Here is an 11,910-nt window from a genome sequence, read left to right on the forward strand (position 1 = left end):
GCCCGTGGTGTGCGCACACCGGCGAGCCGTGCCTCGGAGGTGACACGGACATTAAGAGGACTAGACCAGTGCGTCAATAGGTCTGGACCATCGGAAAATTCCGGGGGGTCCTGTGAGCCATCGCACAGGCATCGCGTGAGTGCCCGTTGACAGGGCGTGGCACACTGGCCCTGTATCAGCAGCAGCGCACTCCGGGGTCGGTGTAATTCCGAACCGGCGGTATAGTCCGCGACCCGTCCGCAAGCCAGCGGCCGGTTGACCAGGTGAGATTCCTGGACCGACGGTGAAAGTCCGGATGGGAGGCAGTGCGCGGCGGGCGACCCCTGACAGGGGTGTGCCGGCCGTACGTCCGCTGGTGGCCGCGTTTTCCGTCGGCGCACCCGTGGACCTCCGGCCGTTCCGGCACACCCGTGCGCAGTCGTCGTACCCGCTCTCTGTCGTCATCGACAGGCCCCGGAGTCCGTGCCCGAAGAGGCAGGAGGACCCGGTGGACCGGCAGGCCGACATCACCGCCATGCGACGCGCCGTGGAGCTCGCCGCCCGCGGACTCGGCGCCACCAGCCCCAACCCCGTCGTCGGCTGCGTCGTCACCGACGCCTCCGGCCACGTCGTCGGCGAGGGCTGGCACCAGCGCGCCGGAGGCCCCCACGCCGAGGTCCACGCCCTGCGCGCGGCCGGCGTCCGGGCCCGCGGCGGCACCGCCTACGTCACCCTCGAACCCTGCAACCACACGGGCCGCACCGGCCCCTGCGCCCAGGCCCTGATCGAGGCCGGCGTCGCCCGCGTCGTGTACGCCGTCGCCGACCCGAACCCGCAGGCCACCGGCGGTGCCGACACCCTGCGCGCGGCCGGCGCCGAAGTCGAGCGGGGCCTCCTGGAGGCCGAGGCCGAGACCGGCAACCTCGCCTGGCTCACCTCCGTCCGCACCGGCCGCCCCTTCGTCCGCTGGAAGTACGCCGCCACCCTCGACGGCCGGATCGCCGCCGCCGACGGCACCTCCCGCTGGATCAGCTCCGCCGAGTCCCGCGCCGACGTCCACCGGCTGCGCGCCGAGGCCGACGCCGTCGTCGTCGGCTCCGGCACCGCCCGCGCCGACGACCCCCACCTGGCCGTACGCGGCGTCGAGGGCGCGACGCAGCCGCTCCGGGTCGTCGTCGACACCGAGGCGAGCGCCGTGAAGCCCGGCGCCCGGGTCCTCGACGACGCCGCGCCCACCCTGATCGCCGTCGCCGAGGACGCCGAGACCGCGCTCCCGGACGTCGTACGGCTCCCCAGGGCAGCGGCCGGCGGCCTCTCCGTACCCGCCCTCCTGGACGCCCTGCACGCGCGCGGCGTCCGCTCCGTCCTCCTCGAAGGCGGCCCCACCCTCGCGGGCGCCTTCATCGCCGCCGGGGCCGTCGACCAGATCGTCGGCTACCTCGCCCCGGCCCTCCTCGGCGCGGGCCCGCACGCCCTCGCCGACGCCGGAATCACCACGATCACGGACGCGCTGCGCCTCGACATCACCGAGACCGCGCGGATCGGATCCGACCTCCGCCTCACCGCCACCGTCAAGGGAGCCTGACCGTGTTCACCGGAATCGTCGAAGAACTGGGCGAGGTCGTCGCCGTCGAGCAGCTGGCGGACGCCTCCCGCTTCCGGCTCCGCGGCCCCCTGGTCACGGAAGGCGCCCAGCACGGCGACTCCATCGCCGTCAACGGTGTCTGCCTCACGGTCGTCGAGCACGGCGACGGCGAGTTCACCGCCGACGTCATGGCCGAGACCCTCAAGCGCTCCAGCCTCGGCGCCCTCGACGTGGGCTCCCGGGTCAACCTGGAGCGCCCCATGGCCGTCGGCGGCCGGCTCGGCGGCCACATCGTCCAGGGCCACGTGGACGGCACCGGCACGATCCTGGACCGGACCCCGTCCGAGCACTGGGAGCTCGTCAGGGTCGGCCTCCCCGCGCAGCTCGCCCGCTACGTCGTCGAGAAGGGCTCCATCACCGTCGACGGCGTCAGCCTCACCGTGGTCGAGGTCGGCGACGACTGGTTCACCATCAGCCTCATCCCCACCACGCTCGCCCTGACCACGCTCGGCATCAAGCGGCCCGGCGCCCCGGTCAACCTCGAAGTGGACGTCATCGCCAAGTACGTCGAGCGGCTGCTCGGCCCGAACGCACGGGAGAACGTCAAGTGAACTGGCTCAACTCCGAGGCGTTCACCGTCTTCGGCCAGCACATCATGTGGTCCGACATGATCGGCAACACCATCGGCCTGATAGCCCTGGCCCTCGGCTGGCGCCGCTCCATCCTCACCTGGCCCGCCCAGCTCCTCTCCGGACTGATCCTCGTCGGCGCCTACGCCTCCGCGAACCTCGCCGGCGGCGTCGGCAAGCAGCTCCTCGTCATCGGCGTCGCCGCCTGGGGCTGGTGGCAGTGGAACCGCGGGCGGCAGCAGGCCCAGGACGGCTCCATCGCCGTCCGCTTCGCCACCTGGAAGGAGCGCGGCCTCCTCGCGGGCGGCGCCGTCCTCGGCACCCTCGCCGTCGGCGGGCTCTTCACCCTCTACCCGTCGCTCTCCTGGAGCCCGTGGGCCGACGCGTACATCTTCGTCGGCACCCTCGTCGCGATGGTCGCCCAGGCCCGCGGCCTGGTCGAGTTCTGGTTCGCCTGGCTCCTCGTCGACCTCGTCGGCGTCCCGCTCGCCTTCAGCAGCGGCCTCGCCTTCTCCGGCCTGGTCTACGTCGTCTACTTCGCCCTCGTCCTGTGGGGCATGCGCGACTGGTGGCTCCGCACCCGCACCGCCCCCGCTCTGGAAGGAGCCCCCGCATGAGCGCCCTCACCAGCTGGGACGCCGAGGACCTCGCCCTCGACCCCGTCGAGCAGGCCATCCGCGACATCGCCGCGGGCCGCCCCGTGGTCGTCGTCGACGACGAGGACCGCGAGAACGAGGGCGACCTCGTCATCGCCGCCGAGAAGGCCACCCCCGAGGTCGTCGCCTTCATGATGAGCGAGTGCCGCGGCCTGATCTGCGCCCCCATGGAGCACGAGGAGCTGGAGCGCCTCCACCTCCCGCAGATGGTCGAGCACAACACCGAGTCCATGCGGACCGCCTTCACCGTCTCCGTCGACGCGAGCCTTGAGCACGGCGTCACCACCGGCATCTCCGCCGCCGACCGCGCCACCACCCTCCGGATGCTCGCGAGCGGCCGCCACGAGCCCTCCGACTTCGTCCGCCCGGGCCACATCTTCCCGCTGCGCGCCCGCGAGGGCGGCGTCCTCGCCCGCCCCGGACACACCGAGGCCGCCGTCGACCTGGCCCGCCTCGCGGGCCTGCGCCCGGCCGGCGCGATCGTCGAGATCGCCGGCGAGGACGGCGTCATGCTCCGGCTGCCCGAACTCGTCCCCTTCGCCCGCAAGCACGGCCTGACGATCATCTCCATCGAGGACCTGATCGCCTACCGCCGCTCCGCCGAGCCGACCGTCCGCCGCGAGGCCGAGGTCCACCTCCCCACCGCCCACGGCGACTTCACCGCCTACGGCTACCGCTCCACGGTGGACGGCGTCGAGCACGTCGCCCTCGTCCACGGCGAGATCGGCGACGGCACCGACGTCCTCGTCCGGGTCCACTCCGAATGCCTCACCGGCGACGTCTTCCACTCGCTGCGCTGCGACTGCGGCCCCCAGCTCCAGGCGTCCATGGACCGCATCCAGGAGGCCGGCCGCGGCGTCGTCGTCTACCTCCGCGGGCACGAGGGACGCGGCATCGGCCTGCTCTCCAAGCTGCGCGCGTACGAGCTCCAGGAGCGCGGCCGCGACACCCTCGACGCCAACCTCGAACTCGGCCTGCCCGCCGACGCCCGCGACTACGCGGCCGGCGCGCGGATACTGGCCGACCTCGGGGTCGTGAGCCTGCGCCTGATGACCAACAACCCCGACAAGATCGACGCCCTCACCCGCCACGGCCTCGCCGTCGAGGGCCGCGAGCCGATGCCCGTCACGGCCGGCGAGCACAACCTCGACTACCTGCGCACCAAGCGGGACCGGATGGGCCACGACCTCCCCTGGCTGGACGGCTCCCCGGCGCCCACCTGCGGCAACCAGTAACCCGATCGTCTTTCACCCCCGGCAAGGAGAACCATGAGCGGCAAGGGCGCACCCGTCCTCAGCGTGAAGAACTGCGGCGACCTGCGGGTCGCGGTCGTCGCGGCCCAGTGGCACGAGAAGATCATGGACGGCCTCGTGGACGGCGCGCTGCGCGCCCTGTCCGAGCTCGGCATCGACGAGCCCACCCTGCTCCGCGTCCCCGGCAGCTTCGAACTCCCGGTGGTGGCCAAGGTGCTCGCCGGACGCGGCTACGATGCCGTCGTGGCGCTCGGCGTCGTCATCCGCGGCGGGACGCCCCACTTCGAGTACGTGTGTCAGGGCGTCACCCATGGCCTCACCCAGGTCTCGATCGACACCGGCGTACCCGTCGGATTCGGCGTCCTGACCTGCGACACCGAGGAGCAGGCCCTGGACCGGGCGGGCCTCGAAGGCTCCAGCGAGGACAAGGGCCACGAGGCCGTCACCGCCGCCGTCGCCACCGCGACGATCCTGCGCACGGTCAGCGAGCCCTGGCGCTAGGGGCGCGACCCTTACCCCGTACTCTTAGGACCATCATGGCGAACGAAACCCGGAAAACCTTCGAAGAGCTCTTCGCCGAGCTCAAGCTCAAGGCCGAGACCGGCGACCCCACCACCTCCCGCACCGCGGAACTGGTCGGCAAGGGCGTCCATGCCATCGGCAAGAAGGTCGTCGAGGAGGCCGCCGAGGTCTGGATGGCCGCCGAGTACGAGGGCAAGGAAGCCGCCGCCGAGGAGATCTCGCAGCTGCTGTACCACGTCCAGGTGATGATGGTCGCCCGCGGGATCTCCCTCGACGACGTCTACGCCCACCTCTGAGCACCCACCCCCCCCGTTTCCCACCACTCCCAGGCAAAGGAAGCCCACCCCATGCTGCGCATCGCCGTCCCCAACAAGGGTTCCCTCTCCGGACCTGCGTCGGCCATGCTCCATGAGGCCGGCTACCGCCAGCGCAAGGAGTCCAAGGAACTGGTGGTCATCGACCCCGACAACGAGGTCGAGTTCTTCTACCTGCGGCCGAAGGACATCGCCATCTACGTGGCCTCCGGGAAGCTGGACATCGGCATCACCGGCCGTGACCTGCTCCTGGACTCCGGCGCCAGCGCCGAGGAGATCCTGGCGCTGAACTTCGGCCGCTCCACCTTCCGCTACGCCACCCGCCCAGGCACCGCCACAGGCCCCGAGGACTTCGGCGGCATGACGATCGCCACCTCCTACGAGGGCATCGTCGCCAAGCACCTCGCGGACCAGGGCATCGACGCCTCCGTCGTGCACCTGGACGGCGCGGTCGAGACCGCGATCCAGCTGGGCGTCGCCCAGATCATCGCCGACGTCGTCGAGACCGGCACCAGCCTGCGCAACGCCGGCCTGGAGGTCATCGGCGAGCCGATCCTCAAGTCCGAGGCGGTCGTGGTCCGCCGCCACGGCGCCGAGGCCGACAACCCGCAGGTCCAGCAGTTCCTGCGCCGCCTCCAGGGCGTCCTCGTCGCCCGCTCGTACGTGATGATGGACTACGACTGCCGCGCCGAGCACCTGGAGCAGGCCGTCGCCCTCACCCCGGGCCTGGAGTCGCCGACCGTCTCCCCGCTGCACAACGAGGGCTGGGTCGCCGTCCGCGCGATGGTCCCCGCCAAGGAGGCGCAGCGGATCATGGACGACCTGTACGAGATCGGTGCCCGCGCGATCCTCACCACCGCGATCCACGCCTGCCGCCTCTGACGGCGCCCCGGCACCCCCCGTACCACCCAAGGCACCGAGGAACCCCGATGTCAGAGTCGCTCACGCCCGCCCTCCCGGTCACCTTCCGGCCGGGCCGCACCCGCGTCGTCCTGCTGACCGTGGGCGTCGCCATGTTCGCGGCGATCTCCGCCGTGGCGCTGATGCTGGAGCGGCTCGGGCCGGGGGAGCGGGTCAGCTTCGTCTTCATCGCCGGGCTCTTCCTCGGCGTCCTCGTGATGCTGAGCCGCCCCAAGGTCGTCGCCGACAGCGAGGGCGTCACGGTCGTCAACATCACCCGCACCCGGCGCCTCGCCTGGGCGGAGATCCTCCGCGTCAACCTGCGTCCCGGCGACCCGTGGGTCTTCCTCGACCTCAGCGACGGCACCAGCCTCCCGGCCCTCGGCATCCAGCCGGGCATCGCCAAGGAGTCCGCCATCAGGGACGCCCGCGCCCTGCGGGCCCTCGCGGACAGCCGCGGCACCGGAGCCGAGACGGCCTGAACCCCCGACGCGGGGGTCCGGGGGAACCCCGGTCCGTCCCCCATCCGGGGCGTCCCCCCTGCCAAGCGGGGCGTCCGCGTGACTACTCTTGAGGCGGTGGTGCCGAGTGCACCACCGCCTCGCGTGTGCAGGGCCGCCGCCGGCGGCCGGCGAGGCCACCCTTCGACCCGAGGAGTGACTCCCTCCGGCAATGGACGGATCGTCCGGTAGTACCCGCGCCGCCCCCTCTTCCGAGGCGGCGGCATGATCGTCTCTCTGCTGCTCCTCCTGGCAGCCCTTCTCCTGATCCTCGCCAACGGCTTCTTCGTCGCCGCCGAGTTCGGCCTCGTGACCGTCGAGCGCGCGGAGGCCGAGCGGGCCGCGGCCGCCGGTGACCGGCGGGCCCGCACCGTCGTCTCGGCGCTGCGCGAGCTGTCCTTCCAGCTCTCCGGCACCCAGCTCGGCATCACCCTCACCTCGCTCGTCGTCGGCATGCTCGCCGAGCCCGCGCTCGCCGGGCTGCTGCGCCCGCCGCTCACCGCCACCGGGCTCCCCCCGGGCGCGGTCTCCGGCATCGCCGTGGTGATCGGCATGCTGCTCGCCTCGGCCGTGCAGATGGTCGTCGGCGAGCTGGTCCCCAAGAACTGGGCGGTCTCCCGGCCGCTCCAGGTCGCCCGCTTCGTCGCCGCCCCGCAGCGCCGCTTCTCCGCCGCCTTCCGGCCGGTGATCGCCCTGCTCAACCGGGTGGCGAACGGGCTGGTACGCGCCCTGGGCGTGGAGCCCACCGACGAGCTGGACTCGGTCCGCACCCCCGGCGAGCTGGAATCCCTCGCCCGGCACTCGGCCCGCGCCGGCGCCCTCGAACAGGACACCGCCGACCTCTTCGTACGGACCCTGTCCCTGGCCGGCCTCACCGCCGAGCAGGTCATGACCCCGCGCGTGAAGGTCAGCGCCCTCCAGTGGGACACCACCGCGGCCGACGTCCTCAACCTCACCCGCGCCACCGGCCTCTCGCGCTTCCCCGTCTACCGGGACCGCATCGACGAGGTCGTGGGCATGGTCCACCTCAAGGACGCGCTCGCCGTCGCCCCCGACGCCCGCCCGCGGACCTCCGTCGGGCGGATCGCCGTCCCGCCGCTCCTCGTCCCCGAGAGCCTGCCCGTCCAGGCCCTCCTGGAGCGGCTGCGCCGCGAGCAGCCGATCGCCGTCGTCGTCGACGAGTACGGCGGCACGGCCGGTGTGGTCACCCTGGAGGACATCGTCGAGGAGCTCGTCGGCGAGGTCCGCGACGAGCACGACCCCGCCGCCGAGGCCCGCCCCGAGCTGGCCGCCGCGCCCGCCGAGGACGGCCGCCCCGCCTGGGAGGCCGACGGCTCCTGCCGGGTCCACACCCTGCGCCGGATAGGACTCGACGTGCCGGACGGCCCGTACGAGACCGTCGCCGGGCTCGTCGCCGACCTCCTCGGCCGCATCCCGGCCCCCGGCGACCGGGCCGAACTGCCCGGCTGGCGGCTCTCGGTCCGCCAGGTCGACCGCTTCCGGGCCGAGCGGGTCCGGATCGTGCGCACCGCGCCGGTGCCGATGGCGGAGGCGGTCCGATGAGCACCCTGCAACTCCTCCTCGCCCTCCTCCTCGTCCTGGCCAACGGCTTCTTCGTCGGCGCCGAGTTCGCGCTCGTCTCCGTCCGCCGCAGCCAGATCGAGCCGCTCGGCGGAGCCCGCGCCAAGCAGGTGCTGTACGGCCTGGAGAACCTGCCGCGGATGATGGCCGCCGCCCAGTTCGGCATCACCGTCTGCTCGCTCACGCTCGGCGCGGTCGCCGAACCGACCGTCGCCCACCTCCTCGAACCGGCCTTCCACGCCCTCGGCGTCCCGGCCGGTCTCATCCACCCGCTGGGCTATGTGATCGCCCTCGCCGTGGTCGTCTTCCTCCACCTCGTCATCGGCGAGATGGTCCCGAAGAACCTGGCGATGGCCGCGCCCGAACGGACCGCGCTCTGGCTCGCCCCCGGGCTGGTCGGCTTCGCCCGGCTCTGCCGGCCCGTGACGTCCGCCCTGGGCGCCTGCTCCGAGCTGGTCCTGCGGGCCTTCAAGGTCGAGCCGAAGGATGAGGTGGAGGCCGTCTTCACCTCGGCGCAGCTCGGCCGTCTCGTCGAGGACGCCGGGCAGGCCGGACTCCTCGACCCGGCCGAGCAGGAGCGCCTGGAGGACGCCCTGGAGCTGGGCAGCCGCCCGGTCACCGACGTCCTCCTCCCGGCCGCCGCGCTGGTGACCGTCCCGCCGTCGGCCACCCCCCGGGAGATCGAGGAGCTGACCGTACGGACCGGCTACTCGCGCTTCCCGGTCCGCGCCGAGGGCCGCCACCAGGCCGTCTTCATGGGCTTCGTCCACGTGAAGGACGTCCTGGACGTGGAGGAGCGGGAGCGGGCGGTGCCGCAGCACCTGTGGCGCCCGATGGCGACGCTCCGCGCCGAACTGCCGCTGGACGACGCCCTCACCGTGATGCGGCGCGCGGCGACCCACCTCGCGCAGGTCGCCGACGCCCACGGCCGGATCCTCGGCTTGGTCGCCCTGGAGGACGTCCTGGAGACCCTGGTCGGCGAGGTCCGCGACCCTGCCCACCGGCTGCTTCCGGCCCCGGCCCCGGCTCCGGCGCCGGTGGCCTAGCGGGTCAGAACGGGGGGTCCTGCTGGGGGCCGCGGTCCGTCGGACCGCGGCCCGACAGGACCTCCCCGTACGCCTGCATGAGGTCCCCGAGCCGCAGCGTGGCCAGGTCCTCGCGGGTGAGCGTGCCGGGGTAGCCGGAGAGCCGCAGGTCCCGGTAGGCGCAGGACTTCTCGTACAGGGTGCGCAGGAAGCGCCCGTTGCCCAGCTCGTCGATCCAGCCCTGCTCGACCACATGGGCGCTGATCGAGCGCAGCTCGTCCAGGGCCTCCTCGTCCCAGCCGTCGCCGTTCGCGGCGGCCAGCACCTCCCCGATCGAGGTCAGTTCCAGCGGCCGGTAGGAGGGGAAGTCGACCCGGGTGGTGAAGCGGGAGGAGAGCCCGGGGTTGGCGGCGAGCAGCCGGTCCATGCCCTCGGGGTAGCCCGCGAGGATGACGACGAGGTGGTCCCGGTTGTCCTCGGCCCGCTTCAGCAGCACCTGGAGGGCCTCGTCGCCGTACGCGTCGCCCTTGCTGTAGCCGGAGTTGGAGAGCGCGTACGCCTCGTCGACGAAGAGGACCCCGCCGACGGCCGAGTCGATCAGCTCGTTCGCCTTCACTGCCGTCTGGCCGAGGAACTCGCCCACCAGATCGGCCCGCTGGGCCTCCACCAGGTGGTCGCCGCCGAGCAGGCCGAGCGCGTAGAAGACCCGGCCCAGGATCCGGGCCACCGTCGTCTTGCCGGTGCCGGACGGCCCGGAGAAGACGAAGTGCCGCTTCGGCGGCTGCACCGGCAGCCCCTGACCGGCCCGCAGCCGGGCCATCTCCAACTGCGCCGAGAGCGCCTTGACCTGCCGCTTCACCGGTTCGAGCCCGACCATGCCCTCCAACTCGGCGAGGGCCTCCGCGAGCAGCACCGGATCGGTCGGACCGGCCGGGAAGCGCGGTGGCCCGGCCTGCGCGGGCACCGGCGAGCTGTGCCGTACGACCTCCGGGGGCGCGGCCGGCGCGCCGGGCGGCACCGGGTCGGGGGAGCGGCGCAGCCCGTCGCCGCCGGGGACGACGGGCTCGGTCTCGGGCCCGGCGGCGGTGTCCGTACGGTCCTGGCCGGGGCCGACGCCCACCGGACCGAGGGCGACGGCGGCGAGCCCCGCCTGCTCGTCCATGCCGTCCAGCCCGTCGAAGCCGTCGTACTCGGCGATGGCGGCGAGCCGGGCGGCGGTGTCCATGAACGCCGGGTCGACGCGGTGCACCGCGCGGTAGAGGGGGAGGGCGGCGGCGCTGCGCCCGGTGCCCTCGTGGGCGCGGGCGAGCCAGTAGCGCAGCTCCTTGCGCTGGGGCTGCTCGCTGCGGCAGCGCATCAGGGCGGCCGACAGCAGCGGCTCGGCCTGCCCGTACATCTCCAGGCGCACCCGGGCCATGCCGCCGAAGAGGCCGGCCTCGATGCCGAGCAGCGGGTCGTCGACGAGCGGTTCGGTGTGCCGCACGAGCTGCTCCCAGTCCTTGACCAGGTAGGAGCGGCAGGCGTGCAGGAAGCGGACCTGCGGGTCGGTGTCGACCGGCGGCAGCTCGGCGAGGGCCCGGTCGAGCTCCGGCACGTGCCGTCCGTCGAGCCAGTGGGAGGCGTGCGCGAGCAGCAGGTCGCGGGGGCTTTCCAGCACCGGCTGCACCCACCAGCCGAGCCAGTACCAGGAGTTGAGGGTGCGCCGGTGCCGGGCGCGCTGTTCGCCGAAGCGCTCGCGGTTGCGGTACATGCGCAGCAGCGCGGTGGTGGTGTCCACCCGCAGCGCGTGCAGCCCCAGCCAGGCGTCCGCCATGCCGGGATCGATCCGCACCGCGGCCCGGAACTCCTCCTCGGCCTGCGGATAGGCGCCCATGGTGTAGGCGTCCACTCCGCGCAGCCAGGCGAGCTCGGCGGGGGCCTGCGCGCCCTGCGTGCCGATGTCCATCGGGTCCCCCACAACCGTCGGCGTATGGACGGGATTTGACCGCACCTGCGGGCATCGTACCTGCGCAGGGGTGGTGCGCTTAAGGAGAAGCGCAAGATCCGGAAGCGGTGACCCTGGGTGAGCGCGGAAGCCCGGGAGGGGCTCGGAGAGGCGCGTGGAGGGCAGAACGAAGCCCCCGATCACGGGGGAACAACCGGGGGCTTCGTGTCCGCGGCGGCTGTCGAAAAGCCGCACATTGAGAACGTAAGACCTGTAAGCCCCCGGGGTCAAGCGCGGTCGAGGCACTTGCGGAAGCGGAATTCCGGGGACTCAGTCCGCCGCCATCAGGCCGTCACGGTGGGTGATGATCTGGTCCGGGCCCGCTGTCACAGCAGGCCCGGGAAGCCAGTCGTAACCCTCGCCGCGCTCCCGTACCAGGGTGTCGGCGAAGGGCCGGGAGGGGTCTTCGGCGAAATGGCGAGTCTCCGCCACCACCCAGCCGTCCCAGAACTCCGCCTGCTCCGGTCCGTCCCTGCGCCGGCCCCGCTCCCAGGACGCCCCGGCCGCCCTCTCCATCCACAGCAGCCACGCCAGGTGCGGCCGCAGCTCCCGCCGCCCGGTCCCCACGCCCTCCACCAGCACCACCGGTGCCGGGGGCAGCTCGCGGGCGGGGCCGAAGCGCCGCAGGGTCCAGTCGTACGGGTGATAGCGCGCGGTCTCGCCGCGCTCCAGCGGTTCCAGGACCTGGGCGCGCAGCCGGCCGGTCCACGCGAAGAGCTCCTCGTGGGTGGCGAGGTCGTCGAGCCGCAGGACGGGCGCGCCGCCGAGCGCGGCGGCGAGCCGGCGGGCGAGCGTGGACTTGCCCGAGCCCGCGTGGCCGTCGACCGCGACCAGCCGGACCGGGCCGAGCGAGGGCGGCAGCCGGAGCAGCGCGCGGGCCGCGCGGTCGAGGTCGTCCATGCGGCCCAGCGTAGGTCAGGGGGTGCCTTCGCAGGTCAGCGAGGTGCCGCCGTCAGTGGTCTCTACCCATGTCGGTGGCGGC

General features: G+C 73.2%; 12 protein-coding genes and 1 riboswitch. Of the genes, 10 read left to right on the plus strand and 2 right to left on the minus strand.

Translation table 11 applies throughout. The features are described from left to right. The first annotated feature begins 182 nt into the window (after positions 1-182). Positions 183-313, plus strand: a riboswitch (FMN riboswitch). A 174-nt stretch (positions 314-487) separates the two neighbouring features. From ribD to ACFXMG_RS21985, 10 genes are all read left to right on the plus strand, one after another. Further along, positions 488-1,564, plus strand: a complete 1,077-nt coding sequence (gene ribD, locus ACFXMG_RS21940) for a bifunctional diaminohydroxyphosphoribosylaminopyrimidine deaminase/5-amino-6-(5-phosphoribosylamino)uracil reductase RibD (protein ID WP_383820771.1) — start codon at positions 488-490, stop codon at positions 1,562-1,564. 2 nt (positions 1,565-1,566) lie between these two features. After that, positions 1,567-2,175 (plus strand): riboflavin synthase, encoded by a 609-nt coding sequence (locus ACFXMG_RS21945; protein WP_383820774.1) that lies wholly within the window; start codon positions 1,567-1,569, stop codon positions 2,173-2,175. Positions 2,176-2,219: 44 nt separating this feature from the next. Further along, entirely contained in the window at positions 2,220-2,810 is a 591-nt protein-coding gene (locus ACFXMG_RS21950; protein WP_383820863.1) for a nicotinamide riboside transporter PnuC, read from the plus strand. Next, complete coding sequence (locus ACFXMG_RS21955) at positions 2,807-4,084, plus strand: bifunctional 3,4-dihydroxy-2-butanone-4-phosphate synthase/GTP cyclohydrolase II (RefSeq protein WP_383820776.1); 1,278 nt, start codon at positions 2,807-2,809, stop codon at positions 4,082-4,084. The genes ACFXMG_RS21950 and ACFXMG_RS21955 overlap by 4 nt, the downstream gene beginning before the upstream one ends. A gap of 33 nt (positions 4,085-4,117) precedes the next feature. Then, positions 4,118-4,603 (plus strand): 6,7-dimethyl-8-ribityllumazine synthase, encoded by a 486-nt coding sequence (ribH, locus tag ACFXMG_RS21960; protein ID WP_282696477.1) that lies wholly within the window; start codon positions 4,118-4,120, stop codon positions 4,601-4,603. 35 nt (positions 4,604-4,638) lie between these two features. Continuing rightward, positions 4,639-4,920: a phosphoribosyl-ATP diphosphatase gene (locus tag ACFXMG_RS21965; RefSeq protein ID WP_383820778.1), complete on the plus strand. Its 282-nt coding sequence runs from the start codon at positions 4,639-4,641 to the stop codon at positions 4,918-4,920. A gap of 51 nt (positions 4,921-4,971) precedes the next feature. Continuing rightward, positions 4,972-5,820 carry an ATP phosphoribosyltransferase gene (hisG, locus tag ACFXMG_RS21970; RefSeq protein WP_383820780.1) on the plus strand — a complete coding sequence of 283 codons (849 nt, stop codon included), beginning with the start codon at positions 4,972-4,974 and terminating at the stop codon, positions 5,818-5,820. Positions 5,821-5,867: 47 nt separating this feature from the next. After that, complete coding sequence (locus tag ACFXMG_RS21975) at positions 5,868-6,320, plus strand: PH domain-containing protein (protein ID WP_383820783.1); 453 nt, start codon at positions 5,868-5,870, stop codon at positions 6,318-6,320. A 243-nt stretch (positions 6,321-6,563) separates the two neighbouring features. Continuing rightward, positions 6,564-7,901 carry a hemolysin family protein gene (locus ACFXMG_RS21980; protein WP_383820785.1) on the plus strand — a complete coding sequence of 446 codons (1,338 nt, stop codon included), beginning with the start codon at positions 6,564-6,566 and terminating at the stop codon, positions 7,899-7,901. Further along, on the plus strand, positions 7,898-8,965 hold the full coding sequence (locus ACFXMG_RS21985) for a hemolysin family protein (protein ID WP_383820788.1): 1,068 nt from the start codon (positions 7,898-7,900) through the stop codon (positions 8,963-8,965). Before ACFXMG_RS21980 ends, ACFXMG_RS21985 begins: the two co-directional genes overlap by 4 nt. 4 nt (positions 8,966-8,969) lie before the next feature. Here the strand turns inward: ACFXMG_RS21985 and ACFXMG_RS21990 are convergent, their stop codons facing one another. Then, positions 8,970-10,889, minus strand: coding sequence for an AAA family ATPase (locus tag ACFXMG_RS21990; RefSeq protein WP_383820791.1), 1,920 nt, complete (start codon positions 10,887-10,889; stop codon positions 8,970-8,972). 309 nt (positions 10,890-11,198) lie between these two features. Next, positions 11,199-11,828, minus strand: coding sequence for a uridine kinase (locus tag ACFXMG_RS21995; protein WP_383820793.1), 630 nt, complete (start codon positions 11,826-11,828; stop codon positions 11,199-11,201). Positions 11,829-11,910 lie beyond the last annotated feature (82 nt).

The organism is Streptomyces sp. NPDC059201, assembly GCF_042754585.1.
Classification (GTDB): Bacteria; Actinomycetota; Actinomycetes; order Streptomycetales; family Streptomycetaceae; genus Streptomyces.

Bases quoted from the DNA above. Each gene is read 5' to 3' on its own strand.
- ribH (WP_282696477.1), top strand. From the start codon at position 4,118: ATGAGCGGCAAGGGCGCACCCGTCCTCAGCGTGAAGAACTGCGGCGAC.
- ACFXMG_RS21990 (WP_383820791.1), bottom strand. From the start codon at position 10,889: ATGGACATCGGCACGCAGGGCGCGCAGGCCCCCGCCGAGCTCGCCTGG.
- ACFXMG_RS21950 (WP_383820863.1), top strand. From the start codon at position 2,220: ATGTGGTCCGACATGATCGGCAACACCATCGGCCTGATAGCCCTGGCC.
- ACFXMG_RS21980 (WP_383820785.1), top strand. From the start codon at position 6,564: ATGATCGTCTCTCTGCTGCTCCTCCTGGCAGCCCTTCTCCTGATCCTC.
- ACFXMG_RS21955 (WP_383820776.1), top strand. From the start codon at position 2,807: ATGAGCGCCCTCACCAGCTGGGACGCCGAGGACCTCGCCCTCGACCCC.
- hisG (WP_383820780.1), top strand. From the start codon at position 4,972: ATGCTGCGCATCGCCGTCCCCAACAAGGGTTCCCTCTCCGGACCTGCG.
- ACFXMG_RS21965 (WP_383820778.1), top strand. From the start codon at position 4,639: ATGGCGAACGAAACCCGGAAAACCTTCGAAGAGCTCTTCGCCGAGCTC.
- ACFXMG_RS21975 (WP_383820783.1), top strand. From the start codon at position 5,868: ATGTCAGAGTCGCTCACGCCCGCCCTCCCGGTCACCTTCCGGCCGGGC.
- ACFXMG_RS21995 (WP_383820793.1), bottom strand. From the start codon at position 11,828: ATGGACGACCTCGACCGCGCGGCCCGCGCGCTGCTCCGGCTGCCGCCC.
- ACFXMG_RS21985 (WP_383820788.1), top strand. From the start codon at position 7,898: ATGAGCACCCTGCAACTCCTCCTCGCCCTCCTCCTCGTCCTGGCCAAC.